Here is a 25,540-nt window from a genome sequence, read left to right as displayed (position 1 = left end):
ATGACTGCCAGGCTCGGCAAGCCGCAAGTCCAAACCTCCGGCGCTGTGTGGCTGGGCTGGTTCGCCTATCTGGTGTTCGTCGTCTATGGCAGCCTGGTGCCGCTGGATTACCAGCCGTTGCCTTGGGATCAAGCGTTGGCCCGATTCGCGCAGATTCCGATGTTGAAACTCGGCGTCGAGAACCGTGCGGACTGGGTGGCCAATGGCGTCCTTTATCTGCCGGTAGGCTTTCTCACGGCGGCGCTGGCGGGAGCGCATTCGGGTGGTTGGCGGCGTGTTTCGGTAGTTGTTCTTGCGCTGGCCTTTTCCTTTGCGTTGGCGATTGGCGTCGAGTTCTTGCAGTTGTTTTTTCCGCCCCGCACGGTTTCCCGCAATGATGTGATTGCCGAATGGCTCGGCAGCGTGCTCGGAATCGTCCTGGCCCTGTATTGGTCAGACTGGTTTCAGCGCTTTCTGGCGGCTCTTGCCGGAAGACGCGAGCGGCTCATTGGCTATGGCTTGCCGGCCTATGTGGCTGGCTATCTGGCCTTCAGCTTTTTTCCTTATGATTTTTTGTTGTCGTCAACAGAGTTGTCGGCAAGGTTCGCCTCGGACGGCTGGGGAATGATACTGGCCGGACAGAGTCTGGAACGCGGTGCGATCGTCCTGGCCGCAAAGCTGGCGGCCGAAACGCTCGCGGTCGTGCCGCTCGGCCTGATGTTGGGGCGCTGGAATGAAGCACATCGGTATCCAGCGACGCGCCGTAGCTGGTTGGTGGGCGGGCTGCTCGGTCTGTTTGTCGAGACGGCGCAATTCTTCATTTATTCCGGTATCAGCCAGGGGGTATCGCTGCTCACGCGTGCAGCAGGCATGTATGCCGGCGCACTGCTTTGGCGCGAACGCGGGCGCGTGCATACGATCCGCGAGACGCTCGCCGGCGGCCGTTTGTTCTATCTGCTCGGGATTTATGGCTTGGTTCTGGTGGCGTTCAATGGCGTATTCGACCATGCCTGGCAAGGACTGGCGGCAGCCGGCGAATCACTGGCCGGAACACGCTTCCTGCCTTTTTATTACCACTACTACACCACAGAGCAGGCCGCGCTGCTGAGCTTGGCTTCGGTGGCCTTGATGTATGCACCGCTCGGTGGCCTGGCCTGGTTGCGCGGCTGGCCATCGGCCTGGGGGGTGGCGCTCGCCGCGTTGCTGGCGCTGTTCATGGAATCCACAAAGTTGTTCCTCGTTGGCATGCATCCCGATCCGACCAATGTGCTGATCGCTGCGTTTGCTGCGGGAGCGACTGCGCAGGGGATGAAGCGGCCGGGCCATGATCGCCCCGCAGAGTCTTTTTCTGCAGCCGCCGCCGTTGCCCCAGGCGTGGTTTCGCTGCGCGAAGTGGTCACGCTCGTTCTCGTGAGCGGGCTGGCTGTTTGGGTGGGCATCGACTTCCCCTTCGGATCCTTTTTCTTGGCTGGAGCGCTACTGCTCTATGCCTTGCTGTTGTGGCGTGCGCCCGCGTTGATGTGGGCGGCGATCCCGATCGCCCTGCCACTACTCGATCTTGCGCCTTGGAGCGGTCGCTTCTATCTCGACGAATTCGATTATCTGCTGATCGTCAGCCTGATCGTCGGCTTTGCGCGCATCCGGGCCGTGCCGCAAAATCATCCACGCGATCGTGCGGCGCAGGTGATGAGCGTGATCCTTGTACTGGCCTTCGCGATCGGCACCCTACGTGGCCTGTTGCCGTGGCAATGGCCCGACATCAATGGCTTTAGCAACTACTATAGCCCATGGAATGCCGTGCGTCTCGCCAAGGGCGTGCTCTGGGCGGTGCTCCTGAGCGCCTTGCTGCGGCGCTTCTCTGCCGCCGGCCATGATGCCTGGCGCTGGTTTGCGGAGGGCATGGTGATCGGGCTGGCCGGGGTTGTCGCCGTGGTCGTTTGGGAACGGGCCACCTTTCCTGGTCTGTTCAACTTCTCCGATGTCTATCGTGTGACGGGGCCGTTCTCGGCGATGCATGTCGGTGGCGCGGACATCGAGACCTTTATCACCTTGGCAACCCCGTTCGCGGTGTTGATGCTGGCCGAGGCGCGTTCTGGGGCCGCACGGCTCGTTTTCGGCGTTGTCGTTTTGGGGGCGACCTATGCCCTGATGATGACTTTCTCGCGCGCCGGTTATGCCGGCTTCGCGCTGGCGCTGATGATGGCGCTACTGTTGCAAGTGCGCCGGCATGGGCGGCCTGATGCCGGCTTGCGGCGCTGGGCCGTGCCGGGAGCCGTGGTCGTCGGTGTCCTGGCCATCGTGGGTGCGGTGTTGAGCGGTTCATTTGCGCAGGAACGTGTCGCGAGCGCGGGCAAGGATCTGGATACGCGCATCGCTCACTGGCGCGATGCCCTGGCGCTGCGTGATGACGACTGGATGATCCGCCTGTTCGGCATGGGCCTTGGCCGTTTTCCGGAAACGCATTATTGGCGTAGCGCTGAATCGCGGGCCGGCGGCTATCGGCTGGTGCGCGAGGGCAATGCGGTTTTTCTGCGGCTGGGCGCCGGACATCCGCTCTATATCGAGCAGTTCGTCGCCATCGAGCCGCAGCGCGAATATCGTTTGCATATCACGCTGCGGGCGGCGAGGCAGGACGGCAGGTTGGTCGTTACGCTGTGCGAAAAATGGTTGCTGACCTCTGCGCAGTGCGTGTCACGCACTGTTGCGGCCAACGATCTGCAATGGCAACATCATGAAATTCCTTTTGCCAGCGAGAGTGTCGGCCTGGGACACGGCTGGCTGCGTCCACCTGTCAAGCTGAGCGTTTTCAATGCCTCGCCAACCCGCGTGGATATCGACGACATCCAGCTTGTCGATGCCCACGGGCGGGTACTGCTCGGCAACGCAGACTTCTCACGTGGCCTGGATGACTGGTTTTTCAGCGTCGATCAGGATCTGCCTTGGCATGTCTGGAGTCTGCCGATCGGACTGTTGTTCGATCTGGGCTGGTTCGGGTTGCTGGCATTTGGCGCGGCAGTGCTCTTTGCGCTCATGCGCCACGGCTCAGCTGCATGGCAGGGGGACAAGGCGGCGGCAGCGTGTCTCGCGGCTTTATCTGGATTGCTCATGCTCGCGGGGGTCGATACCCTTGTCGACACCCCGCGTTTGTTGCTGCTGATCTTGTTCTTGCTGATCTCTGTCAGAAGCCGCAGCCGACTTGGCCGGAGCTAAGGGTGGCGTTGGTGACGTTGCTCGACCCACAAAAATCGAACGGGGCGACGAAATTGTTTCCCTGCTTGTTGGCATAGACGGCGAAGGAATAGGTGCCACCACCGCTGTAGCTGTAATTGATGACAGCATTGTTCCCTGCCCCGCTGATCGACCATGTGCCCACCTTGGTCGTCGGATCGACGGGATTGCTGGGCCCTTTCTTCCAGTCGATCAGGTCACCGCCGGGTGCGTGGTATTCCTGCCACTTGTCGTTGCCGAGGGTGGCGCACACCGTCTTCCCGCTCAATGCAGCACTGAGTTCGCTCTGGTTCAATCGATTGGTTGCAGAGCCGCATTGGGAGAAGGCGCTACCGGATAGAAGCGCAAAAGCGCAGCCGATGAGCAAGAGACGTTGTTTCATGATCTTTCCTCCGCAAATGGGTGAGCCAAATCGCCAAGCAACAAACACGCCAGGCTCAGGCTAACAACAGGTTAGGCTCATTTCTGACAAATGGGAAGATGTTGATGTAAATTTCACCGACGCAATCCTGCGCCCATTGTCATGATCCTATCCTCAACACCCGCCCATGCGCCGATGGACCAGTTCCCGGTCGCCTCAGGCGAGCTGGTCATTGGCGGCCTGCCATTGACGCAGTTGGCCGCGCGCGTCGGCGCGACGCCTTTCTATGCCTACGACCGCGGCCTCATCGCCCAACGTGTCGCGCAATTGCGTGCGATCCTGCCGCCAGCGGTGAAGCTCCACTACGCGATGAAGGCCAATCCGATGCCGGCGCTGGTGGCGCAGATGGTGCGGCTGGTCGATGGCATCGACGTCGCTTCCGGCGGCGAGCTGAAAGTATCACTCGATGCCGGCGCTAAACCGCGCGAAATCAGCTTCGCCGGACCGGGCAAGCGCGAGAACGAGCTCATCCAGGCGGTCGCGGCGGGGATCCTCGTCAATGTCGAATCCTTCCGCGAGATCGCCTTGTTGGCGAGAATTTCGCGGCAACTGGGCGTGCCAGCCCGCGTGGCGGTGCGCGTCAATCCCGATTTCGAGCTCAAGGCCTCAGGGATGAAGATGGGTGGCGGCCCGAAGCAGTTCGGCATCGACGCCGAAGCGGTGCCGCAGGCGCTGGCCGAAATCGGTAAGGCAGGACTCGTTTTCGAAGGCTTCCATCTGTTCTCCGGCTCGCAGAACCTGAAGGCGGAGGCGATCGTCGAGGCGCAGCAGAAATCCTATGAGCTTGCACTCAAGCTCGCAGCGCATGCGCCGGCGCCGGTTTTGACACTCAATCTCGGCGGCGGCTTCGGTATTCCATATTTCCCCGGCGAAGAGCGGCTCGATCCGGCGCCGATCGGCGCGAATCTCGCCGCGCTCAGCGAGCGGGCGGAGCGCGAGCTGCCGCGGGCCGAACTGGTGATCGAGTTGGGGCGTTACTTGGTCGGCGAGGCCGGTATTTATGTGACACGCGTGCTCGACCGGAAAATCTCGCGCGGCCAGGTGTTCCTCGTCTGCGATGGCGGACTCAACCACCACCTTTCGGCCTCGGGCAATTTTGGCCAGGTGATCCGCAAGAACTATCCGGTGGTGATCGGCAACAAAATGGACGCGACGGAGAAGGAAGTCGCCAGCGTCGTCGGGCCGCTTTGCACCCCGCTCGATCTGCTGGCCGACCGGCTGGCGCTGGCGAAGGCCGAACCCGGCGATCTGGTGGTGATCTTCCAGTCCGGCGCCTATGGCGCCAGCGCAAGTCCTCAAGCGTTTCTCGGCCATCCGGCGGTCGCCGAAATCCTCGTCTAGTGCCGTTTCGAAGCCGCCGAGTTTCGACCTATTCCCGGTCGGGTTCGAGTGTTTGCCTGGCGCCGGGCAGCGTCGGCGTGGTGGTCAGCGGTCGGGTCGAAGTGGGATGCACGTATTCGCGTACCGGTGCGAGACTGAAGCCATTGGCACTGCCGGGGTCGCGCCAGGTGCGGTGCAGGGGGCTGTCGCGCTTGATGCGATAGTCATGACGCTGCGGTAGCACGAAGGGTTCCCATTCGACGTTCGGATTGTTGACGAATTCACCGTCGATGCCGCCGCTGTTGAGCGGCCGCTTGCCGATCAGCAGGTTGTTGTAGGCCTTGACGATCTGGAAGCCGGGTTTCGCGACGAGGAAATAGCCGCCTTGCGGGCGTTCGTCGTGCAGCGTGTTGTTGATCAGATAGAGCTGGTTGGTGGGATGCTTGTAGCCCTCGGCACCAAAGGAGATGAGTACCGGGTTTTCGGGCGTGGAGCTCTGCTGGATGATGTTGCCGATCACATAGTTGACGCCGCCATTGGGGAATTCGAGCTCATAGCTGGCGCGGCCGCCGGCTTCGTCGGTGAGGCGGTTGTAAAGGATGTAGTTTTCCGCGGCGCGGCTCTTCAACAGATGCCCCGCCTTGGCGTGATGGAAATAGCTGCCGGTCACGGTGAGCTTGCGGATCGCGCCGACGTAGATGTTGTGGCTGTAACCGTCGCCGGCGCCGTTGTGGCCGAACTCGCTGTCCTCGATCTCGAGCTCCTGGTTGCCGCTGCCGGTGAGGATGCCGTTCTCGTTGTCGTGGAAGCGGCACTTGCGCACGATGAGGTGGCCGCGCTCGAAACGGATACCGGCGCCATTTTTGTCCGACACGCGCGCACCGGTGAATTCGAGGTTCTCGACGACGATACGGCCGCCGCGGATCACCCAGATGCCCTTGCCTTCGGCGCTGGCGCCGGCGGCGATCAGCCGCGGGCGACCGCCGACGCCACGGATGGTCAGCTCGTTTTGCTTCCAGACCGCGACATCGCCCGGATAGTCGCCGGCCTCGATCTCGATCGTATCGCCATCCTGGGCGAGTTTGGCGGCGGTGGAGATGAGCCGGATTTCCTGATGCGGTCCGACCTTCAGCACCCTGCCGGTGGGACGCGCGGCGGTCTCATTGGCCGCCGGTGCCGGCACGGTGACGAGCCGGCCGCTTGGATCGCGGCGCACTTCGCCGAGGTATTGCGGCGTGCCCGGCAGGTCGTCGGCCAAACAAGCCGCCCAGGTGCCGCCAAGGACGGAGAAGGCGAAGATGCAACGTAGCGCCATCCCGAAACGGGAGCGATGTGCCGTCGCGCCAACGCCGAAGCGCGGAAAGTCTGTCATAGAACCTCCCGATGGTGGGTATTGCAGGATAATGCACCAATTCATCTTGATCATGCAAAGGAAAAGTCTGCTGCGCGCCCGGATGGCTGTGTGGCGCGGTGCTCGGCTGCTCGCCTATCTATCGGATATGTCTTGCATCCTGCGCGCTGTGCGCCTTGCCTTCCGGCCGCTCGCAACGACTTCTTCAGCGTTTCCCAAATGGATTCACTGCCGACCTCTTTCCTGCTGAAGAAATTCGTCTCGGCGTTGATCCTGCCGCCGGGTGGATTCCTATTGTGCATTCTGCTCGGCCTGCTGCTGATGCGCCGCCGGCCGTGGCTGGGCAGAGGGCTGGCCTGGAGCGGTGCTTTGCTGGCCTGGTTGTCGAGCACGCCTGCGTGCGTCGATCCGCTCGTTGCGCTGCTCGAAGACGTGCCGGTGCTCCAAGCGCGCGATCTGGCGCGTGCCGAGGCGATCGTGATCCTCGGTGCCGGTGCGCACCGGCAGATGCCGGAATATGGCGGCGGTTCGGCGCCCAACCGACTAGCGCTAGAACGCCTGCGCTATGGCGCGCGGCTGGCGCGTGCGAGTGACCTGCCAGTGCTGCTGAGCGGCGAGGCCGGACCGATGGCCGACGTGCTGCGTAACGATTTCGGCGTCACACCGCGTTGGCTGGAAGGTGCTTCGCTCGATACCCAGGACAATGCCGCCCATACGTTGAAGATTCTCGAGCGCGCTGGCATCCGGCGCATCGTGTTGGTGACACACGCGATCCACATGCGCCGCGCGTTGGCCGAATTCGCGCTGGCGAATAGCGCTATCGAGGTGATCCCCGCGCCGCTCGGCTTCCTCTCCCGACATGGCGGTGATGAGCCGGAGCCGGCCTTCCTCGCCGTTCTGCCGGGGCCGAGCGCCGCCTATTCGGCCTGGTATGCCGCACACGAATGGGCCGGACTCCTCGCCTTGAAACTGCGTCAGCGTTTTTTCTGAACGGTGCCGTCCTGCCAGCGCCGATTTTCAGCCATTTCTCGACAATCCATAGAAATGGGGTATGAAGACCCCGTATAATTTCTATAACTTTTGGCTTAGGTTTCTGGTATGGTGCAGTCATGAGCGGGCTGGAGGCGGACATGGACAAGTCGATGATCGGGCAGCGAGATGCCGCACTGATTGCCGGTGTGCTGGTCGTCCTGTTGCTGGCCGGTCTATTCCTGCTGCTGTGGAAGGTCATCCACGCACCGTTCTTCTGGGTGGCAGTGGTGGCGTGGCTGGTTTTGCCGCTGCTGCCTTTTGCCTTGCGCTTGTTTACGCTGCGCCTGGCGCCGCACGACCGCGAACCCGACGGCTTGTGCTAGATTGCGCGCATGAGCGCGTTCGTTCCCGTCATCTTGTCCGGCGGTGCCGGCACACGGCTGTGGCCGGTTTCCCGCGAGGCGTTGCCGAAACCCTTCATCAAGCTGCCCGATGGCGAAAGCCTGCTGCTGAAAACGCTCAAGCGCGCCGTCGCTCTTCCCGGCGTGGCGGCGGTGCTGACCGTCACCAACCGGGATCATTTCTTTCTGACCCGTGATGAGTATGCCGTGGTGGGCGATCTGCCGCCGCTCGAGTATCTGCTCGAGCCTTTCGGCCGCAACACCGCACCGGCCATCGCGGCCGCCAGTTTGCACGCCGCTTTGCGCTACGGTCCCGATGCGACGCTGCTGGTGCTACCGGCCGATCATCTGATTGGGGATCAGGCTGCCTTCGCCGCGGCGGTCGGCTCGGCGCGGCAGCTCGCTATGGATGGCTGGCTGGTCACCTTTGGCGTCCGGCCGACGGCGCCGGAGACCGGTTTCGGTTACATCGAGGCCGGGGAACCCCTGGCGGTTGGCTTCAAGGTCGCGCGCTTCGTCGAAAAGCCGACCCTCGACAAGGCCCAAGCCTATCTCACTGCCGGCAATTTCAGCTGGAATGCCGGCATGTTCTGTTTCACCGCGGTGGCGATGCTCGATGCGCTGCGCGCCCATGCGCCGGATTTGCTCGAAGCGGTGGAGCAGACGCTCGCCGCGACGGATTTCGCCAAGCAACCGCCGGTGCTTGCCACCGAGCATTTCAAGAAGGCGCCCGATGTCTCGATCGATTACGCGGTGATGGAAAAGTCCGAACGCGTCGCCGTCGTGCCGGCGAATTTCGACTGGAGCGACATCGGCTCCTGGAATGCGCTGGCCGAACTGACACCGCCCGATGGCCGCGGCAACCGCGTCGCCGGCGAGGCGGTACTCGTCGATGCGACGAACTGCTATTTGCAGGGCGAGGATCGCGTGGTCGCTGCGGTCGGTGTCGACAACCTGTTGATCGTCGATACCACCGATGCGCTGCTGGTGGCCAATCGCGATCGTGCTCAGGACGTCAAGGCAGTGGTGCAGCAGCTCAAGCTCACCGCCCATGACAGCGTGCGCCATCACCGCACGGTGCATCGTCCGTGGGGCAGCTACACGGTGCTCGAAGAAGGCCCGCGCTTCAAGATCAAGCGCATCGTCGTCAAGCCTGGCGCGAGCCTCAGTCTGCAGATGCACCATCACCGCAGTGAGCACTGGGTGGTGATTTCCGGCATGGCGCGTGTCGTGAATGGCGAGCGGGAAATCTTCGTGCGTACCGACGAGTCGACCTACATTCCCTCCGGCACCCCGCACCGGCTCTCCAATCCCGGCAAGATCGATTGCGTGATGATCGAGGTGCAGTCCGGCGATTACGTCGGTGAGGACGACATCGTCCGGCTGGAAGACAATTACGGGCGCTGTTGAGCTACGCTCTGCTCCGTTGGATCTGGCGGAGAGGGCGGGATTCGAACCCGCGTCAGGGTATTACCCTGAACACGCTTTCCAGGCGTGCGACTTAAACCACTCATCCACCTCTCCGCGGTGGCCAGCATTGGTGTGGCAGGGGGCGGATTCTAGCAGATAACCGACTTCACCCTTCGCTGTGTCGCAGCGACAGGTCGATCGCGCGCACGTCCTTGGTCAGGCTGCCGATCGAGATGCGGTCGATGCCGGTTTCGGCGATCGCGCGCACGGTTTCCAGGCGCACGCCACCGGAGGCCTCGAGCTGGGCGCGACCGGCCGTCAATCCCACCGCTTGGCGCATCTGGTGGAGGTCCATGTTGTCGAGCAGGATCAGGGTCGCGCCGGCATCGAGCGCCTCGGCGAGTTGTTCGAGTGTTTCGACTTCGATCTGGATGAACACGTCGGGGGGGGCCAACCGTAGCGCCTTTTGATACGCGGCGGTTACGCCGCCGGCAGCGATGATGTGGTTTTCCTTGATCAAGATGCCGTCATAGAGGCCGAGGCGGTGATTGGTGCCGCCGCCGCAGGCCACGGCATATTTCTGCGCCAGGCGCAGTCCGGGCAAGGTCTTCCGCGTATCGACGATGCGCGCGCGTGTGCCGGCCACCGCATCGACATAGCGGCGCGTCTGGGTGGCCGTGCCGGAGAGCAGCTGCAGGAAATTGAGCGCGCTCCGCTCCGCAGTGAGCAATGCGCGCGTATCGGCTTTCAGCTCGCAGACTACCTGGCCGGCCTCGATGCGTTCGCCATCGCGGGCAAGCCAATGGATTCGCGCGTGGGGATCGAGCTTGAGCAGGCAGGCGTCGAACCAGTCGGTGCCGCAGAGGATCGCGGCCTCACGGGTGATGACGATGCCGCGTGCAGTGCGTTGCGCGGGTACCAGCTGAGCCGTGAGATCGCCGCTGCCGATGTCTTCGGCGAGCGCGGCGCGGACGTTCTGTTCGATCGCCTCGGCGAGCGTGGGATCGTGCTTTTTTTTCATGCGGGCATTTTAGCGTCGCTGCGTCAGTGCCAGCACGATGCTGGCGGCGGCGATGATCGCCATGCCGGCGAGCGTGGCGCCGTCGGGCCAGTGATCGAAGACCAGCCAGCCGAGCAGCGTAGCCCAGATCAGCTGGGCGTAGAGAAATGGTGAGAGAAAGGTGGCCGGCGCGAGGCGGAACGCATGGGTGAGCAGGAAGTGGCCGCCGCCGCCGAAGATGCCGAGCGCGGCGATCATGATGCCATCGCGCCAACTCGGCAGTGGCCCGCCCCAGAACAGCGGCGCGGCCAGCGTCATGCTGACCGTGCCGACCAGCGCGGTGTAAAACAGCAAGGTCAGCGTGTTTTCGGTCGGCGACAACAGCCGCGTCTGGATCTGGTAGATGCTGTAGCACAGCGCTGCGCCCAAGACGAGCAATATGCCGGTGAGATTGAGCGCGCCGCCCGGACGGGCGATCAACAGGGCACCGGCGAAACCGCACAGGCTCGCGCCCCAATGCAGCGGCCGTAGTTTTTCGCCCAGGAAGGGGCCAGCGAGCAGGGCGACGATCAGCGGCGTGACGAAGATCAGCGCGGTGGTTTCCGCCAGCGGCAGGTGACGGAAGGCCGCCATCGCGAAGCCGGTGGTGCCGACCAGCATCAGCGCGCGCACGATCTGCATCGCCGGGCGCCGGGTGGCCACCAGTTTCCAGCGCAGCGATGGCGCCAGAAAGATCACCATCAGCAGGCAATGCAGCGTATAGCGCGCCCAGACCAGCATCGGCACCGGATAGGTCTGCGACAGATGTTTGGCCGTGGCGTCGAGCAGTGCGAAACAGAACACTGCCGCGAGCATCAACAGCATGCCGCGCAGAGGGTGGTGTTCAACAGGCAAGTTCGGCGATCCAGCGGTTCAAGGTGCGGCGTGCCGCGTCGATCAGCTCAGTGGCGGTCAGCCCCACCGGACCGCGGCCTTCGGCGACGCAGGCATCCGCCGCCACGCCATGCAGATGCACGGCGGCCAGTAACGCTTCGAGTGGCGGCCAGTGCTGCGCGAGCAGCGCGGCGAGCATGCCGGTGAGCACGTCGCCGCTGCCGGCGCTGGCCAGCCCCGGGTTGCCGCTTTGGTTGATGAACCAGCGTCCGTCGGGTGCCGCGACGACCGTGCCACAGCCCTTGAGGGCGACATGGGCGGAGAAGCGCTTGGCCAGTTCCAGCGCCGCCGTGACGCGATCGGCCTGGATCGCGCCTGGCAGGCAGCCCAACAGCCGCGCCGCCTCGGCGGGGTGAGGGGTGAGCAGAGTCGGCGCTGGCGAGACGGCACACTTGCGTTGCAGTTGCGGGATCTTGGCCAGGAGATTGAGGCCGTCGGCGTCGATGATGAGAGGCAAATCGCAATCGAAGACCTGCGCAAGCAGCGCTTCGGCGGATGGCGACTGGCCGAGTCCCGGCCCGATCGCCAGCACGCTGGCCAAGCGCAGTGCATCGTCGGGCGAGCGCAGCATCAGCTCCGGTTGCATGACATCGACGGCGAGCGTTTCGAGCATGCCGGGATAGACCCGTCCGGCGCCGAGTTTCAGGGCCGCGCGGCCGGCGAGCAGCGCGGCACCGGCCATGCCGGGCGCGCCGCCGAGGATCGCGACGCTGCCGAAGCTGCCCTTGTGGCTGTTGCGCAGCCTGGGCTTCAGATAGGCGCGGAACAGTTCGGGCGAAACGACTTGACCATCCCCGGCGCCGACATCGAGGTCGAGGTCGCAGACGTCGATCCTCCCGCAAAGATCCGGCCCCTCGCCGGTCAGCAAGCCCGGCTTCAGTGCGATGAAGGCGACGGTGCGGGTCGCGCGGATCACCGGGCCGGTGACCTGGCCGGTCAGCGCATTCAAGCCGCTCGGAGTGTCGAGGGCGAGAATCGGGGCGCCACTGGCATTGGCGCGCTCGATCCATTCGGCATAGAGGCCGTCGATCGGTCGGGCAAGGCCAATGCCGAACAGCCCATCGACGATCAGGCCGAAGCGGTCTTCGGGAAACTGCGCCAGACACCGTCCGCCGCCTGCGAGCCAGGCGCCATGAGCGCCGCGCGCATCCTCCGGCAGTCGCGCCGGATCGCCGGCGAACAGCACGACGGGGAGGTGGCCGGCTTGCTTGAGAAGACGCGCGACGACGAAGGCATCGCCGCCGTTGTTGCCAGGGCCGGCGAGGATCAGCGCTTTCCCTTCCAGCATCTCCAAAGCGATACGGGCGGCGCAGGCGCCGGCGCGTTCCATCAGCGAGGGCGTGGCGGACGAATGGGCCGCTTCGAGAGCGCGCAATGACTGGGCCGCGAGGATCGGGGAGCTCATACGGCGATTGTAGGTGATAGAGTGATCCCTTGTTTTGAGGAGTCGACCATGAACCTGGACTTTCTCCCCGACCTCGCCAATCGTATCGCCAGCCTGCGGCGCGATTTGCATGCCCATCCCGAGCTGGCTTTCGCCGAGACGCGCACCGCCTCCGTGGTTGCCGAACATCTGAAAAAACTCGGCCTCGAAGTCTTCGAGGGCATCGCGAAAACCGGCGTCGTCGCACGCTTGAAGCTGGGCGAAGCACCATGCGCGATCGGCCTGCGCGCCGACATGGATGCGTTGCCGCTGCCCGAGCTGAACACTTTCCCGCACCGCTCGCGCCACGAGGGGCGCATGCATGCCTGCGGACATGACGGCCATACGGCGATGCTGCTCGGCGCTGCCGAGGCGCTGGTGCGCATGCGCGACGCGGGGCGCTTGAAAAGTTCCGGCACCGTCTATTTCATCTTCCAGCCGGCCGAGGAGCATGAGGGCGGCGGTCGCGTGATGGTCGAGGAGGGCCTCTTCGAGCGTTTTCCGATGCAGATGGTGTTCGGCCTGCACAACTGGCCAGGGCTGCCGGTAGGCAGTATCGCGGTGACGGAAGGCCCGGTGATGGCGGGCGCCGACCGGTTCGAGATCGTCATCAACGCCCGCGGTGCGCATGCCGCGATGCCGCATCAAGGCAGCGACGCGATCCTTGCCGGCGCCGAACTGGTCCAGGCGGTGCAGTCACTGGTGAGCCGCAGCGTCGATCCGCTCGAAGCCGCCGTGGTCAGCGTCACGCGCTTCCAGGCCGGCCATGCCGACAACATTCTGCCGGAACAGGCGGTGCTGGGCGGCACGGTGCGTTACCTGCGGCCCGAGCTGCAGGACGCGCTCGCAGCAGGCCTGGAGCGCCTCTGCAACGGCATCGAAACGATGCACCGGGTGCGCATCGAATTGCGCTACGAACGCGGCTATCCGCCGACGATCAACGCCCCGGAGCCGAGCTTCCTCTGCCGCGAAGTGGCGCGGCAAATCGTCGGCGGCGAGCATGTCTTTACGCATTTGAAGCCGAGCATGGGCGCCGAAGATTTCGCTTACCTGTCACGCGTGGTGCCGGGCTGCTATGTCTGGCTCGGCAACGGCGCGGGAGAGGGCGGCTGCATGCTGCATAGCCCGCACTACGATTTCAACGACGAGATCATCGCCACCGGCATCCGCTACTGGGTGCGGTTGGCGGAGAAGGCCCTGGTGAGCCGAGGAATTCTGGAGGCGCGGGCCGGAGTCGAACCGACCTACTCGGATTTGCAATCCGGTGCATAACCGCTTTGCTACCGCGCCGTGGCCTGCAAAGATACACCAGGCTGAATCGAAAAGGGGAAAGCAAGTGCTTTCCCCGAAATTTTGGAGCGGGAGACGAGTCTCGAACTCGCGACCTCAACCTTGGCAAGGTTGCGCTCTACCAACTGAGCTACTCCCGCAACGAGCGGCGCATTCTACCAACGAATCCGGCCGTGTCAACGACAAAGCGTAACTTATGCGGCGCTGACGCGGTTGCGGCCGGACTGCTTGGATTGGTACAGCGCCGCATCGGCGCGGCCGATCAAGGTCTCGGCGCTTTCGCCGGGCTCGCGGCAGGCGACGCCGATCGAGATCGTCAGGTTGCTGACGACTTCATCGCTGCCGATGCGTTTGATGCGGCTGTTCTCGACGATGCGACGGATTTTCTCCGCGAGTGTTAGCGCACCCGCGAGCGGTGTGTCACGCAGTAGCACGACGAATTCTTCGCCGCCATAGCGTGCCGCCAGATCCTGACCTTTGACGTTGTCGCGCAGGATCGTCGCGATGTTGCGGATGACTTTGTCGCCGAACAGATGGCCGAAATTGTCGTTGATGCGCTTGAAGTGGTCGATGTCGGCCATCAACAGGCTGGGCCCGACTGCTTCGCCCGGTGTCTCGGCCAGGCAGGCGGCGAGTTTGGCATCGAAGCCGCGGCGGTTCGCGAGTCCGGTCAGGCCATCGATCATCGCTTCTTCACGGGCGCGGCTGACTTCCTTGCGCAGCTGTTCGATTTCGCTTCGGCTGACGGCGAGATCCGCTTGCAGTGCAGCGACGATCTGTCGCAAGTCCTGCGAACGATGGAGCACCTCGCCGATGGCCGAGAGGCTGATGGCATCGCTTTTGCCGGCGGCCACGTCGGCGGACCAACGTTCCAGCGTGGCGCCGAATTCTTTCGTTTGCGCGGCCGCTTGGGTGGTCGAAGCATCGATGTCTTGCATCACCTTGTCGAAACCCTGGCTGACGCGGCGGGCGATCGCTTCGTCGATCTCGGCGATGTGGTCGCGGTAGAGCTGTTGCACCATCGCCTCGTCGAGCACCCGGCCGTCGTGTATCAGCTCGTCGATGCGCTGACGTAGCGGTGGATTGATGCCGGCGACGTATTCGTACCAGATCGCATAACTGATCGGATGCAGGGCGGCCGCCTGCTTCGTCATCAACGGCAGCGCCATGCGCAGATATTCGGCGCTTTGTTCGATGGTGTCGTGATACTCCATCCTCGTTTCCTCCCGTTCGTCACATTGCCGCTTCTGGCCGCGCGGCTTTTCTATGACTAACGGAATAATACATCGTTGCGGCTAGGCTTGCAGCTGCGCCGTGCGATGCGGTTGGATGGCCATCAGGAGCTGGCTGAAGACTTTCGGCGTGCCGGCGACGATGTTGCCGGTCTTGAGATAGTTGCCTTCGCCGGACAGATCGCTGACGAGGCCACCGGCTTCGAGGATGAGGAGTGCGCCGGCGGCCATGTCCCAGGGTGAGAGGCCGAATTCCCAAAAACCGTCGATGCGGCCGGCGGCAAGCCAGGCGAGATCGAGCGAAGCGGCGCCAGGACGGCGCACGCCCGCCGAGCGGCGTGTCATTTCCTTGAAGATGGCGAGGTAGACGTCGGCGTGGTCGAACATGCGGTAGGGGAAGCCGGTACCGATGAGCGCTTCTTCGAGTTTGGCACAGCGGCTGACGCGGATGCGCTTGTCGTTGAGGAAGGCGCCGGCGCCTTTGCTGGCGGTAAACAGCTCGTTGCGGTTCGGGTCGAAGACCACCGCATGGGTCAGCACGCCCTTGTGCGCCAGCGCGAGCGACACCGCGTATTGCGGAAAGCCGTGGATGAAGTTGGTGGTGCCGTCGAGCGGGTCGATGATCCACTGGTATTCGGCATCGGCGGGATGGTCGCTGTGCCCGGATTCCTCGGCGAGGATCGCGTGGCTCGGATAGACTTCGCGCAGGATTTCGATGATCGCGGCCTCGGCGGCGCGGTCTACTTCGGTGACGAAATCGTTCTGTCGTTTGAGTCCGACCTTGATCTGACCGAGGTCGAGGCTGGCGCGGCCGATGATGTGGCCGGCGCGGCGGGCGGCCTTGACGGCCGTGTTGAGCATGGGATGCATGGCTTGGGCTTGTCGAAAGTAACTGCGTGAATTCTAATCCTTCGGACCTTACGGCGTCGGACGCTTTCGGGCGCGTGCGCATCGTGCTGGTGCGGCCCAGCCATCCGGGCAACATCGGTGCGGCCGCGCGAGCGATGAAGACGATGGGTTTCGGCCGACTCGTGCTCGTCGCGCCGAAGGTATTTCCGGCCCCTGAGGCGGAGGCGATGGCCTCTGGCGCGGTTGATGTGCTGGCGGCGGTGCAGGTGGTGGATTCTTTGCCTGCGGCGCTCGAAGGCGTGACCCTCGCCCTGGCGCTGACCTCGCGTCGGCGTGATTTGGCCACCGCGCCCTGCTGGGCGCGTGAGGGGGCTGTCGAGTTGGCGCAGCAGGCTGTTGCGGCTGCCGAAGTGGCTCTCGTCTTCGGCAATGAAACCACTGGCTTGTCGAACGAGGAGTTCGCCTATTGCAACCGCTGGGCGATGATTCCTGCCAATCCGGCCTATTCGTCGCTCAATCTCGCCGCGGCGGTGCAGGTGCTCTGTTACGAGCTACGCTTGGCCATCGCTACCTCTGCGGGTGCCGTCGCGCCAGCGCCGAGTTTTACGCCTGCCAGGATGCTGGCGACCCACGAGGAGATCGAGGGGTTGCTCGCGCAGATCGAAGGCATGGCCATCAAAAGCGGCTTTCTCGACCCGGAAAGACCTGGAAGGCTGATGCTGCGCCTGCGGCGATTGTTCGCGCGCGCCGGGCTGGAAAGAGAAGAGGTCAACATCCTGCGCGGACTGCTGACCTCTTGCCGTCAGCCGACCGGCAAGCGATACCGTGAGAGCGCTTGATATCGCCATCAACGAACTTAAGTTGACCGATGTAATCGGGATTTCTAGAATTCCCCCAAAACTCATAAGACTTTATCGATCATGTTTGCCCGCCTGCGCGAAGACATCGCCTGCGTTTTCGAACGCGATCCCGCTGCCCGTTCGACGTGGGAGGTGCTGACCTGCTACCCGGGCTTTCATGCCCTGCTGCTGCATCGTCTGGCGCATTGGCTGTGGAATCACGGCTTGCGCTGGCTGGCGCGGCTGGTCTCACATTTCACGCGTTTTCTCACCGGTATCGAGATCCATCCGGGCGCGAAGATCGGCCGCCGGGTTTTCATCGACCACGGCATGGGCGTGGTGATCGGTGAGACCGCGGTGATCGGCGATGATTGCACCCTCTACCACGGCGTGACGCTGGGCGGCACCTCATGGAACAAGGGCAAGCGTCATCCGACGCTGGAGAAAGGGGTCGTCATCGGCGCCGGCGCGAAGGTGCTCGGGCCGATCACGGTCGGCGCCGGGGCGAAGATCGGCTCGAACGCCGTCGTGGTGCGCGAGGTGCCGTCCGGCGCGACGGCGGTGGGTATTCCGGCGCGCATCATTGAGCCGGGGCAAGCGCAGCTGCGCCAGGAAAAGGCCGAAAACCTCGGCTTTTCCGCCTATGCCGTGACACGTAACGAAGACGATCCGATCGCGCTGGCGATCCACGGCCTGCTCGACCATGCAGTCGAGACCGACCGGCGCATCGATGCGTTGCTCAAGTCGATCGAACGGGCTGGCGTGTCACTCGAAGACGATGTCGCCACCGCCGACAAGTTCGATCCCAACCGTTTGTCGAAAATCGTCGATTGAAATACTTGACTATTTTTATCGGGAACTATATCTTCTAGCCATCGGTCCGAATGGCCGATATTCCGAACGCGCGATCCTGACGAGGTATTCCCATGAGACTGACGACCAAAGGACGTTTTGCCGTGACGGCGATGATCGATGTGGCGCTGCGCCAGCATGCCGGTCCCGTCACGCTGGCCGGCATCGCCGAGCGCCAGAAGATTTCCCTTTCCTATCTCGAACAACTGTTCGGCAAGCTGCGCCGCAACCATCTGGTGGCGAGCACGCGTGGTCCGGGAGGCGGTTACACGCTCGCCAAGCCGCTGGCGGCCATCTCGGTAGCCGACATCATCAGCGCCGTCGATGAGCCGCTCGATGCCACCAACTGCGGCGGCAGGGGCAATTGTCACGACGATCATCCGTGCATGACGCACGATCTGTGGATGAGCCTGAATGCGCGCATGTACGAATACTTGAGCTCGGTGAGCCTCGATGATCTGGTGCGCCAGCAGAATCTGGCCGGCTGCGCCGACGACGTGCGACCCGTCCGGCTCGCCAAGACCACTGCTGGAAGACGCGTCGCCCCGCTTGCCACTGCCTGATTGCCAACGCCATGTTCGCACCGGTCTACCTCGATCACAACGCCACGACGCCGGTCTCCCCGCGCGTGCTGGAGGCGATGCTGCCGTATTTCGGCGTGCAGTATGGCAATGCCTCGAGCCGCCACGAATACGGCCGTGCGGCGCGGCGTGCGCTCGACGAGGCGCGGCAACGCGTCGCCGCAGCGGTCGGCGCGCATCCGACCGAGGTGATCTTCACCAGCGGCGGATCGGAAGCGAACAATCTGTTCATCAAGGGCGCGGCGGCGTATCTGCCCGCCGGCACCGTCGCGATCTCGGCGATCGAACATCCTTGCGTGCGGGAGCCGGCCAAGGCCCTCCGCAGGCTCGGTTGGCGCATGCGCGAGATCGCGGTCGATGGGCAGTGCCGTATCAGGAGCGCCGACTTTCAGGCGGCGCTCGATGAGCGGCCGGCACTGATCTCGATCATGTTCGCGAACAACGAAACCGGTGCGATCCAGCCGATCGACGCTTTGGCGGCACAGGCCGCGCGAACCGGTGCCTGGTTCCATACCGATGCGGTGCAGGCGCTGGGCAAGCTGCCGCTCGATTTCCGCGCCCTCAATGCCGCCGGCGTGCATGCGCTGACCCTCTCCGCTCACAAGATCGGCGGCCCGAAAGGCGCGGGGGCGCTGATCCTCGACAAGCGGGTCGAACTCGCGCCGCTGATCGATGGCGGCGGCCACGAGCGGGGCTACCGCTCGGGCACCGAGAACGTGCCGGCGATCGTGGGCTTCGGCATCGCCTGCGAGGAGGCCGTCGCCGGACTCGACGCCGCGAAGCTGCATCTGACGGCGTTGCGTTCACAGCTCGAGCGGGGCTTGGCGGAACTGGGCGCGACGATCTTCGCCATGGCTGCCGAACGTCTGCCCAACACCGTCTATTTCGCCTTTTCTGGCGTCGATGGCGAAACGCTGGTCGCCAAGCTCGACCGCGCCGGCTACGCGGTGGCCAGCGGCGCGGCCTGTTCCTCGGCGAATCCGGAGCCCTCGCATGTGCTGCTGGCGATGGGCGTCGAGCCCAAGCTTGCCCGAGGCGCGGTGCGGGTCAGCCTCGGCCGCCAGAACACGGCGGACGATGTCGCCGGTTTTCTGCGCACGCTAGGCGAAACCGTTTTCCAATTGCAACACTTGACCACCGTGCATCCGCACGTGGCTGTTTGAACCGGAGATTCCCGATATGCTGAAGCTGCCCATTTACCTCGACTATTCGGCGACCACGCCGGTCGATCCCCGCGTCGCGGAAAAGATGATCCCCTATCTGACCGAGAAATTCGGCAACCCCGCCTCGCGCTCCCACGCCTACGGCTGGGAGGCGGAAAAGGCCGTCGAGGAGGCGCGCGAGCAGGTGGCCGCGCTCGTCAATGCCGACCCGAAGGAGATCATCTGGACATCGGGGGCGACCGAATCGAACAACCTGGCGCTCAAAGGGGCGGCGCATTTCTATGCCGAGACCAAAGGCAAGCACATCCTCACCGTCGCCACCGAGCACAAGGCGGTGCTCGATACCGTCAAGGAGCTCGAGCGCCAGGGCTTTACGGCCACCTATCTGCAACCGCAGGAAAATGGCCTGATCACCATCGAGCAGTTCAAGCAGGCGTTGAGGAAAGACACCGTGGTCGCCTCGGTGATGGCGGTCAACAACGAGATCGGCGTGATCCAGCCGATCGCCGAGCTGGGCGAGATCTGCCGCGCCAACGGCACGATCTTCCATGTCGATGCCGCGCAGGCGACCGGCAAGATGCCGATCGATCTGGCCAAGCTGAAAGTCGACTTGATGTCGTTTTCGGCGCACAAGACCTACGGGCCGAAAGGCATCGGCGCGCTCTATGTGCGCAGGAAGCCCCGTGTGCGCTTAGAAGCGCAGATGCACGGCGGCGGCCACGAGCGGGGCTTGCGCTCCGGCACCTTGCCGACCCATCAGATCGTCGGCATGGGCGAAGCCTTCCGCATCGCGCGCGAGGAGATGGCGCGTGAGAACGAGCGCATCCGCATGCTGCGCGATCGGCTGCTCAAGGGCATCATGGACATCGAAGAGACCTACATCAACGGCGACATGGAGCAGCGCGTGCCGCACAACCTCAATGTCAGCTTCAACTTCGTCGAGGGCGAATCGCTGATCATGGCGGTCAAGGACATCGCGGTCTCTTCCGGCTCGGCCTGCACCTCGGCATCATTGGAGCCTTCCTACGTGCTGCGCGCGCTCGGCCGTTCCGATGAACTGGCGCACAGCTCGATCCGTTTCACCCTCGGCCGCTTCACCACCGAGGAAGAGATCGACTTCACGATCAAGCTCCTGCATGAAAAGATCGGCAAGCTGCGCGAGCTCTCGCCGCTGTGGGAGATGCATCTGGAAGGCATCGATCTATCCACCGTCCAGTGGGCGGCTCATTGATATTGGAGGACCATCATGGCTTATAGCGAAAAAGTACTCGATCACTATGAAAACCCCCGCAACGTCGGCTCCTTTCCGAAGGACGAGGAGGGGGTGGCCACCGGCATGGTCGGCGCGCCGGCCTGCGGCGACGTGATGAAACTGCAGATCAAGGTCAATAAGGACGGCATCATCGAAGATGCCAAGTTCAAGACCTACGGCTGCGGCTCGGCGATCGCCTCGAGCTCGTTGGTCACCGAATGGGTGAAAGGCAAGACGCTCGACGAGGCCTTGCAGATCAAGAACACGCAGATCGCCGAGGAACTCGCGCTGCCGCCGGTGAAGATCCATTGCTCGATCCTCGCCGAGGACGCGATCAAGGCGGCGGTCGCCGATTACAAGAAGAAGCATGCGGAGTGATGCGATGGCCGTGACCCTTTCCGAAGCCGCTGCTCAACACGTCGCCAGGTTTCTTGCCAAGCGCGGCAAGGGCATCGGCATCCGTCTCGGCGTGAAAACCTCCGGCTGTTCCGGGATGGCCTACAAGCTCGAATTCGCCGATCTGGCCGAACCCGAGGACATCGTCTTCGAGAGTCATGGCGTCAAGGTGCTGGTCGACCCGAAAAGTCTGCCCTACCTCGACGGCACCGAGCTCGATTACGCGAAGGAAGGGTTGAACGAGGGTTTCAAGTTCAACAACCCGAACGTCAAGGATCAATGCGGCTGCGGCGAGAGCTTCAACGTTAAATGATCCAATCGTTCGATCTGGCCCAGGACCACTTCGCGCTGTTCGGGCTGCCGCGCACCCAGGCGCTCGATGCCGAGCGGCTGGAAGCGCGCTACCGCGAGCTGCAGGAAAAGGTGCATCCCGACCGCTATGCGCATCTTTCGGACGCCGAAAAGCGCCAGGCGATGCAATGGGCCTCGCGCGTCAATGAGGCCTACCTGACGCTCAAGGATCCTTTGCGGCGGGCGCGTTATCTGCTCGAGCTCGCTGGCCACGATGTGCGCCTGGAAACGAACACGGCGATGCCGGTCGAGTTCCTGATGGCGCAGATGGAGCTGCGAGAGTCGGTGGCCGGGGCGAAAGCTGCCGGCGATACCGAGACGTTGGACGAGTACCACCGCCGCTTGCGGCGCACGATCCGCGATGAATATGCGGCATTGCAGACGGCGCTCGACGCTGGCGAGCTTGCCCGCGCTGGCGAACTGGTTCGCCAGCTGATGTTCCAGGAAAAACTGCTGCAGGAAATCGGCGACGCCCTGGAAGTTTTGGAAACCTGAAGCTCACTCACCAAGCACAAAATGGCACTGTTGCAAATCTCCGAGCCCGGCCAGTCGGCCGCGCCGCATGAACACCGTCTGGCGGTCGGCATCGACCTGGGTACCACCAACTCTCTCGTCGCCACCGTGAAAAGCGGCATGGCGGTCGTGCTCAACGATGAACTCGGCCGCCCGCTGTTGCCTTCCGTGGTGCGCTACGCGCCGGACGGCAAGATCGAGGTCGGCTATGAGGCGCAGCAACATCAGGCAACCGATCCGAAGAATACGATCGTCTCCGTCAAGCGCTTCATGGGGCGGGGTTTGAAGGACATCGAGCATGTCGAGAGCATGCCTTACGACTTCATCGAAGGCGAGGGCATGGTGAAGATTCGCACCGCGCAGGGCGTCAAAAGCCCGGTCGAAGTGTCGGCGGAGATCCTGCGCGTGCTGCGCGAACGCGCGGAAGCCTCGCTCGGTGGAACGCTCACCGGCGCGGTGATCACGGTGCCGGCCTATTTCGACGACGCCCAGCGCCAAGCGACCAAGGATGCCGCGCGGCTTGCGGGCTTGAACGTGCTGCGGCTGCTCAACGAGCCGACGGCGGCGGCGATCGCCTACGGGCTCGACAATGGTTCCGAAGGCATCTACGCGGTGTATGACCTCGGCGGCGGCACCTTCGACATCTCGATCCTCAAACTCTCGAAGGGCGTGTTCCAGGTGCTCGCCACCGGCGGCGATTCCGCGCTGGGTGGCGACGATTTCGACCATCGCGTGTTTTGCTGGATCATCGAGCAGGCCAAGCTCGCGCCGCTGTCGCACGAGGATGCGCGCCTCATCTTGATGCGCGCGCGCGAGGCGAAGGAGTTCCTGACCCTCAACAGCGTGGCGCCGATCACTGCGCGGCTATCGACTGGTGAGTTCGTCGATCTGAAGCTGACCTCGGAAACCTTCACCGAGATCACCCGCACGCTGGTGCACAAGACCTTGGGGCCGACGCGCAAGGCGCTGCGCGACGCGGGCCTGTCGCCCGACGAGATCAAGGGGGTGGTGATGGTCGGTGGCGCGACGCGCATGCCGCAGATCCAGAAGGCGGTCGAGGATTTCTTCGGCTGCGAGCCGCTCAACAATCTCGATCCGGACAAGGTCGTCGCGCTCGGCGCGGCCACCCAGGCGAACCTGTTGGCCGGCAACCGTGCCGCGGGTGACGACTGGCTGTTGCTCGACGTGATCCCGCTCTCGCTCGGGCTCGAGACGATGGGGGGCTTGGTCGAGAAGATCATCCCGCGCAATTCGACGATTCCCGTCGCGCGCGCGCAGGATTTCACGACCTTCAAGGACGGCCAGACCGCGATGGCGCTGCACGTCGTGCAAGGCGAACGCGAGCTGGTTTCCGATTGCCGCAGCCTGGCGCGCTTCGAACTGCGCGGCATCCCGCCGATGGTGGCGGGTGCTGCGCGCGTGCGTGTGACCTTCCAGGTCGATGCCGACGGCTTGCTGTCGGTGACGGCGCGCGAGCAGACGACCGGCATCGAGTCCCACATCGAGGTGAAGCCCTCCTACGGCCTGACGGATGACGAGATCGCCGCGATGCTGAAGGAAAGTTTCAATCATGCCGCTGATGATGCCTTCCGCCGCGCCTTGCGCGAAGCACAGGTCGAGGCGCAGCGGCTCGTCGAGGCGGTGCTCTCGGCGCTCAAGGAAGACGCCCATCTGCTCTCGGACGACGAGCGCGCGCAGATCGACAATTGCTTGACGCGGCTGCAAAGCGTGCTGGTCGGCGACGACCGGCGCGCGATCGACGCGGCGATGGATGCGCTCTCGAAAGCGACCGAGGAATTCGCCGCACGGCGCATGAACCAGAGCGTGCAGCGCGCGCTCTCGGGCAAGAAAATCGAAGAAATGGATGCGCTATGACCCAAATCGTCGTTCTCCCTCATGAGGAACTGTGCCCTGAGGGTGCGGTGATCGAAGCCGCGCCGGGCACCTCGATCTGCGAGGCGCTGCTTGCCAACGAGATTGAGATCGAGCACGCCTGCGAGATGTCCTGCGCCTGCACCACCTGTCACGTGATCGTGCGCGAGGGCTATGAATCGCTCGAACCACCCGACGAGCTCGAGGAAGACATGCTCGACAAGGCCTGGGGTCTGACGCCGACATCGAGGCTGTCTTGCCAGGCGATGGTCGCCGAAACGCCGTTGGTGGTCGAGATTCCGAAATACACGATCAACATGGTCAAGGAAGGAGGCGGACGCAAATGAAATGGACCGATAGTCTCGACATCGCCATCGCCCTTGCCGAGCGCCATCCCGACGTCGATCCGAGCAAGATCAACTTCGTCGATCTGATGCGCTGGGTGATGGAATTGCCGGGCTTCGAGGAAGACGAGCGCCACTGTGGCGAGAAGAAGCTCGAGGCCATCCAGCAAGCCTGGATCGATGAAACCTCTTTCTGACGCACCTGTGAGCCAGAGATTCCGTTGAGCCTGATCGACACCCACTGCCATCTCGACGCGGCGGAATTCGACGCCGATCGCGACGAGGTGGTGGCCGCGGCGAAACTCGGCGCTGGTGGCACGGCAGTCGAGGTCATGGTCGTTCCGGCAGTCGAGCGGGCGAATTTCGGCGCGGTGGCCAGCGTCTGCCGCACCTATCCGGGTTGTGCGCCGAGCTTTGGCATCCACCCGATGTATGTCGATCGTGTCCGGCCAGAGGACCTCGATGCGCTGCGGGAAACCTTGCAGCATCAACCGGCGGTGGCCGTCGGCGAGATCGGGCTCGATCGACATGTGCAGCCGCGCGATGATGGGCAACAGATGTTTTGGTTCCGTTCGCAGCTTGAGCTCGCGCGCGAGTTGGGGCTGCCGGTACTGCTGCACGTGCGTCGGGCGATCGATCCGATTCTCAAGGCCCTGCGTGAAATCCCCGTGCCCGGCGGCATCGCCCATGCCTTCAATGGCAGTCGGGAACAGGCCGAGCAGTTCATCAAACTCGGCTTCAAACTGGGTTTTGGCGGTGCAATGACCTATCCCGGCTCGAAACGCATCCGGGCGCTTGCCGCGACCTTGCCGCTCGAAGCGATCGTGCTGGAGACCGATGCGCCGGACATCCCGCCGGCCTGGAAACCGAACGGTAGAAACACGCCCGCCGATCTGGTGCCGATCGCCGAAACGCTGGCACAATTGCGGGGGATGCCGCTGATGGAAATCGCAGCAAGGACCCGCGCCAATACCCTGGCGGTGTTGCCGCGCCTCGTAAACTTCATACCCCACGGAGAAATGCCATGACTACAGTCACTCTGCAAGGCAATCCTTTCAAGGTCGAAGGCACGCTGCCCCCGGTTGGCAGCCAGGCGCCTGAGCTGACGCTCACCAACGGCGAGCTCGCCGACGTGACGCTGGCGAGCTTCGCCGGCAAGCGCAAGATCCTGAACATCGTACCGAGCCTTGACACCCCCACCTGCGCGACTTCGACTCGCAAGTTCAACGAAAAGGCGGCCGGCCTGAACAATACCGTCGTGCTGGTAATCTCGGCCGATCTGCCATTTGCCGCGGGGCGCTTCTGCACCACCGAAGGCTTGAAAAACGTCGTGCATCTGTCGACCTTCCGCCATCCCGAATTCATGGCGGCCTGGGGCGTCAAGATGGCCGAAGGGCCGCTCTTCGGCCTCACCGCACGCGCGGTGGTGGTGCTCGACGAGAACGACAAGGTGCTGCACAGCCAGCTCGTGCCCGAGATTGCCAACGAGCCAGATTACGACGCGGCGCTCAAGGTGCTTTGATCGCCCCTCGCGTCCGGCTGACGCGGCCCGGCTTTGCCGGGCTTTT

The 25,540-nt window shown here is 63.6% G+C and carries 25 protein-coding genes, 3 tRNA genes and 1 pseudogene; 19 read left to right on the top strand and 10 right to left on the bottom strand.

Annotated features, from left to right (window positions below):
* Positions 1–3,189 (top strand): VanZ family protein, encoded by a 3,189-nt coding sequence (locus EL335_RS07960; RefSeq protein ID WP_126445733.1) that lies wholly within the window; start codon positions 1–3, stop codon positions 3,187–3,189.
* Here EL335_RS07960 and EL335_RS07955 read toward each other — a convergent pair.
* Positions 3,158–3,589 (bottom strand): hypothetical protein, encoded by a 432-nt coding sequence (locus EL335_RS07955; protein ID WP_126445731.1) that lies wholly within the window; start codon positions 3,587–3,589, stop codon positions 3,158–3,160. The genes EL335_RS07960 and EL335_RS07955 overlap by 32 nt on opposite strands.
* 141 nt (positions 3,590–3,730) lie before the next feature.
* Between EL335_RS07955 and EL335_RS07950 the strand changes: the two genes are divergently transcribed.
* Complete coding sequence (locus EL335_RS07950) at positions 3,731–4,969, top strand: pyridoxal-dependent decarboxylase, exosortase A system-associated (RefSeq protein ID WP_126445729.1); 1,239 nt, start codon at positions 3,731–3,733, stop codon at positions 4,967–4,969.
* A 28-nt stretch (positions 4,970–4,997) separates the two neighbouring features.
* Here the strand turns inward: EL335_RS07950 and EL335_RS07945 are convergent, their stop codons facing one another.
* Complete coding sequence (locus EL335_RS07945; protein WP_172600060.1) at positions 4,998–6,320, bottom strand: right-handed parallel beta-helix repeat-containing protein; 1,323 nt, start codon at positions 6,318–6,320, stop codon at positions 4,998–5,000.
* Positions 6,321–6,518: 198 nt separating this feature from the next.
* On the opposite strand from EL335_RS07945, the gene EL335_RS07940 reads away from it, so the two are divergent.
* The 3 genes from EL335_RS07940 (at position 6,519) to EL335_RS07930 (ending at position 9,082) form a co-directional block, all read left to right on the top strand.
* Complete coding sequence (locus EL335_RS07940) at positions 6,519–7,289, top strand: YdcF family protein (RefSeq protein WP_126445725.1); 771 nt, start codon at positions 6,519–6,521, stop codon at positions 7,287–7,289.
* A gap of 140 nt (positions 7,290–7,429) precedes the next feature.
* The gene (locus EL335_RS07935; protein ID WP_126445723.1) at positions 7,430–7,654 is read left to right on the top strand and encodes a hypothetical protein; all 225 of its coding nucleotides are present in this window, start codon (positions 7,430–7,432) and stop codon (positions 7,652–7,654) included.
* Positions 7,655–7,663: 9 nt separating this feature from the next.
* On the top strand, positions 7,664–9,082 hold the full coding sequence (locus EL335_RS07930) for a mannose-1-phosphate guanylyltransferase/mannose-6-phosphate isomerase (RefSeq protein WP_126445721.1): 1,419 nt from the start codon (positions 7,664–7,666) through the stop codon (positions 9,080–9,082).
* A gap of 23 nt (positions 9,083–9,105) precedes the next feature.
* Here EL335_RS07930 and EL335_RS07925 read toward each other — a convergent pair.
* From EL335_RS07925 to EL335_RS07910, 4 genes are all read right to left on the bottom strand, one after another.
* Positions 9,106–9,196, bottom strand: a tRNA-Ser gene (locus EL335_RS07925).
* A 52-nt stretch (positions 9,197–9,248) separates the two neighbouring features.
* Entirely contained in the window at positions 9,249–10,103 is an 855-nt protein-coding gene (gene nadC, locus EL335_RS07920) for a carboxylating nicotinate-nucleotide diphosphorylase (protein WP_126445719.1), read from the bottom strand.
* 9 nt (positions 10,104–10,112) lie between these two features.
* On the bottom strand, positions 10,113–10,976 hold the full coding sequence (locus tag EL335_RS07915; protein WP_284155290.1) for a DMT family transporter: 864 nt from the start codon (positions 10,974–10,976) through the stop codon (positions 10,113–10,115).
* A complete protein-coding gene (locus EL335_RS07910) occupies positions 10,966–12,345 on the bottom strand; it encodes an NAD(P)H-hydrate dehydratase (protein ID WP_284155497.1) in 1,380 nt (459 codons plus the stop codon). Before EL335_RS07910 ends, EL335_RS07915 begins: the two co-directional genes overlap by 11 nt.
* Before the next feature lie 123 nt (positions 12,346–12,468).
* On the opposite strand from EL335_RS07910, the pseudogene EL335_RS07905 reads away from it, so the two are divergent.
* Positions 12,469–13,572: pseudogene (locus EL335_RS07905) on the top strand (M20 aminoacylase family protein); the annotation flags it as partial.
* A gap of 82 nt (positions 13,573–13,654) precedes the next feature.
* Here EL335_RS07905 and EL335_RS07900 read toward each other — a convergent pair.
* The 4 genes from EL335_RS07900 to EL335_RS07885 all read right to left on the bottom strand — a co-directional run bounded on the left by EL335_RS07900 (position 13,655) and on the right by EL335_RS07885 (position 15,830).
* A tRNA-Cys gene (locus tag EL335_RS07900) sits at positions 13,655–13,728 on the bottom strand.
* Between the two features lie 64 nt (positions 13,729–13,792).
* Positions 13,793–13,868 (bottom strand) — tRNA-Gly (locus EL335_RS07895).
* A 54-nt stretch (positions 13,869–13,922) separates the two neighbouring features.
* Complete coding sequence (locus EL335_RS07890) at positions 13,923–14,942, bottom strand: GGDEF domain-containing protein (protein WP_126445717.1); 1,020 nt, start codon at positions 14,940–14,942, stop codon at positions 13,923–13,925.
* Between the two features lie 81 nt (positions 14,943–15,023).
* Positions 15,024–15,830, bottom strand: coding sequence for an inositol monophosphatase family protein (locus EL335_RS07885; RefSeq protein ID WP_126445714.1), 807 nt, complete (start codon positions 15,828–15,830; stop codon positions 15,024–15,026).
* Between the two features lie 26 nt (positions 15,831–15,856).
* On the opposite strand from EL335_RS07885, the gene EL335_RS07880 reads away from it, so the two are divergent.
* From EL335_RS07880 to tpx, 13 genes are all read left to right on the top strand, one after another.
* Positions 15,857–16,648, top strand: a complete 792-nt coding sequence (locus EL335_RS07880) for an RNA methyltransferase (protein ID WP_126445712.1) — start codon at positions 15,857–15,859, stop codon at positions 16,646–16,648.
* A gap of 81 nt (positions 16,649–16,729) precedes the next feature.
* Complete coding sequence (cysE, locus tag EL335_RS07875) at positions 16,730–17,482, top strand: serine O-acetyltransferase (protein WP_126445710.1); 753 nt, start codon at positions 16,730–16,732, stop codon at positions 17,480–17,482.
* Between the two features lie 92 nt (positions 17,483–17,574).
* Positions 17,575–18,063 (top strand): Fe-S cluster assembly transcriptional regulator IscR, encoded by a 489-nt coding sequence (iscR, locus tag EL335_RS07870; protein ID WP_126445708.1) that lies wholly within the window; start codon positions 17,575–17,577, stop codon positions 18,061–18,063.
* Positions 18,064–18,074: 11 nt separating this feature from the next.
* Positions 18,075–19,244, top strand: coding sequence for a cysteine desulfurase family protein (locus tag EL335_RS07865; protein WP_126445706.1), 1,170 nt, complete (start codon positions 18,075–18,077; stop codon positions 19,242–19,244).
* 16 nt (positions 19,245–19,260) lie between these two features.
* Positions 19,261–20,475, top strand: coding sequence for an IscS subfamily cysteine desulfurase (locus tag EL335_RS07860; RefSeq protein ID WP_126445704.1), 1,215 nt, complete (start codon positions 19,261–19,263; stop codon positions 20,473–20,475).
* A gap of 15 nt (positions 20,476–20,490) precedes the next feature.
* Positions 20,491–20,874 (top strand): Fe-S cluster assembly scaffold IscU, encoded by a 384-nt coding sequence (iscU, locus tag EL335_RS07855; protein WP_126445702.1) that lies wholly within the window; start codon positions 20,491–20,493, stop codon positions 20,872–20,874.
* A 4-nt stretch (positions 20,875–20,878) separates the two neighbouring features.
* Positions 20,879–21,205, top strand: coding sequence for an iron-sulfur cluster assembly protein IscA (gene iscA / locus EL335_RS07850; RefSeq protein ID WP_126445700.1), 327 nt, complete (start codon positions 20,879–20,881; stop codon positions 21,203–21,205).
* A complete protein-coding gene (hscB, locus tag EL335_RS07845; protein ID WP_126445698.1) occupies positions 21,202–21,738 on the top strand; it encodes a Fe-S protein assembly co-chaperone HscB in 537 nt (178 codons plus the stop codon). Before iscA ends, hscB begins: the two co-directional genes overlap by 4 nt.
* Before the next feature lie 21 nt (positions 21,739–21,759).
* Complete coding sequence (hscA, locus tag EL335_RS07840) at positions 21,760–23,631, top strand: Fe-S protein assembly chaperone HscA (RefSeq protein WP_126445696.1); 1,872 nt, start codon at positions 21,760–21,762, stop codon at positions 23,629–23,631.
* Positions 23,628–23,975: an ISC system 2Fe-2S type ferredoxin gene (fdx, locus tag EL335_RS07835; RefSeq protein ID WP_126445694.1), complete on the top strand. Its 348-nt coding sequence runs from the start codon at positions 23,628–23,630 to the stop codon at positions 23,973–23,975. The genes hscA and fdx overlap by 4 nt, the downstream gene beginning before the upstream one ends.
* Positions 23,972–24,169 carry a Fe-S cluster assembly protein IscX gene (gene iscX, locus EL335_RS07830; RefSeq protein WP_126445692.1) on the top strand — a complete coding sequence of 66 codons (198 nt, stop codon included), beginning with the start codon at positions 23,972–23,974 and terminating at the stop codon, positions 24,167–24,169. The genes fdx and iscX overlap by 4 nt, the downstream gene beginning before the upstream one ends.
* 24 nt (positions 24,170–24,193) lie before the next feature.
* Complete coding sequence (locus tag EL335_RS07825) at positions 24,194–25,000, top strand: TatD family hydrolase (protein ID WP_284155289.1); 807 nt, start codon at positions 24,194–24,196, stop codon at positions 24,998–25,000.
* Positions 24,997–25,494, top strand: a complete 498-nt coding sequence (tpx, locus tag EL335_RS07820) for a thiol peroxidase (protein ID WP_126445688.1) — start codon at positions 24,997–24,999, stop codon at positions 25,492–25,494. The genes EL335_RS07825 and tpx overlap by 4 nt, the downstream gene beginning before the upstream one ends.
* The last annotated feature ends 46 nt before the right edge of the window (positions 25,495–25,540 follow it).

This window comes from Sulfuricystis multivorans (assembly GCF_003966565.1).
Lineage (GTDB): Bacteria > Pseudomonadota > Gammaproteobacteria > Burkholderiales > Rhodocyclaceae > Sulfuricystis > Sulfuricystis multivorans.
The sequence above is the reverse complement of the archived record's forward strand: the minus strand, read 5'-3'. Positions and strand labels throughout refer to the sequence as shown.

Excerpts from the sequence above, each read along its gene's own strand:
- EL335_RS07960 (WP_126445733.1), top strand. The coding sequence starts at position 1 with ATGACTGCCAGGCTCGGCAAGCCGCAAGTCCAAACCTCCGGCGCTGTG.
- EL335_RS07955 (WP_126445731.1), bottom strand. The coding sequence starts at position 3,589 with ATGAAACAACGTCTCTTGCTCATCGGCTGCGCTTTTGCGCTTCTATCC.
- EL335_RS07950 (WP_126445729.1), top strand. The coding sequence starts at position 3,731 with ATGATCCTATCCTCAACACCCGCCCATGCGCCGATGGACCAGTTCCCG.
- EL335_RS07945 (WP_172600060.1), bottom strand. The coding sequence starts at position 6,320 with ATGACAGACTTTCCGCGCTTCGGCGTTGGCGCGACGGCACATCGCTCC.
- EL335_RS07940 (WP_126445725.1), top strand. The coding sequence starts at position 6,519 with ATGGATTCACTGCCGACCTCTTTCCTGCTGAAGAAATTCGTCTCGGCG.
- EL335_RS07935 (WP_126445723.1), top strand. The coding sequence starts at position 7,430 with ATGGACAAGTCGATGATCGGGCAGCGAGATGCCGCACTGATTGCCGGT.
- EL335_RS07930 (WP_126445721.1), top strand. The coding sequence starts at position 7,664 with ATGAGCGCGTTCGTTCCCGTCATCTTGTCCGGCGGTGCCGGCACACGG.
- nadC (WP_126445719.1), bottom strand. The coding sequence starts at position 10,103 with ATGAAAAAAAAGCACGATCCCACGCTCGCCGAGGCGATCGAACAGAAC.
- EL335_RS07910 (WP_284155497.1), bottom strand. The coding sequence starts at position 12,345 with ATGGAACGCGCCGGCGCCTGCGCCGCCCGTATCGCTTTGGAGATGCTG.
- EL335_RS07890 (WP_126445717.1), bottom strand. The coding sequence starts at position 14,942 with ATGGAGTATCACGACACCATCGAACAAAGCGCCGAATATCTGCGCATG.
- EL335_RS07885 (WP_126445714.1), bottom strand. The coding sequence starts at position 15,830 with ATGCATCCCATGCTCAACACGGCCGTCAAGGCCGCCCGCCGCGCCGGC.
- cysE (WP_126445710.1), top strand. The coding sequence starts at position 16,730 with ATGTTTGCCCGCCTGCGCGAAGACATCGCCTGCGTTTTCGAACGCGAT.
- iscR (WP_126445708.1), top strand. The coding sequence starts at position 17,575 with ATGAGACTGACGACCAAAGGACGTTTTGCCGTGACGGCGATGATCGAT.
- EL335_RS07865 (WP_126445706.1), top strand. The coding sequence starts at position 18,075 with ATGTTCGCACCGGTCTACCTCGATCACAACGCCACGACGCCGGTCTCC.
- EL335_RS07860 (WP_126445704.1), top strand. The coding sequence starts at position 19,261 with ATGCTGAAGCTGCCCATTTACCTCGACTATTCGGCGACCACGCCGGTC.
- iscU (WP_126445702.1), top strand. The coding sequence starts at position 20,491 with ATGGCTTATAGCGAAAAAGTACTCGATCACTATGAAAACCCCCGCAAC.
- iscA (WP_126445700.1), top strand. The coding sequence starts at position 20,879 with ATGGCCGTGACCCTTTCCGAAGCCGCTGCTCAACACGTCGCCAGGTTT.
- hscB (WP_126445698.1), top strand. The coding sequence starts at position 21,202 with ATGATCCAATCGTTCGATCTGGCCCAGGACCACTTCGCGCTGTTCGGG.
- hscA (WP_126445696.1), top strand. The coding sequence starts at position 21,760 with ATGGCACTGTTGCAAATCTCCGAGCCCGGCCAGTCGGCCGCGCCGCAT.
- fdx (WP_126445694.1), top strand. The coding sequence starts at position 23,628 with ATGACCCAAATCGTCGTTCTCCCTCATGAGGAACTGTGCCCTGAGGGT.
- iscX (WP_126445692.1), top strand. The coding sequence starts at position 23,972 with ATGAAATGGACCGATAGTCTCGACATCGCCATCGCCCTTGCCGAGCGC.
- tpx (WP_126445688.1), top strand. The coding sequence starts at position 24,997 with ATGACTACAGTCACTCTGCAAGGCAATCCTTTCAAGGTCGAAGGCACG.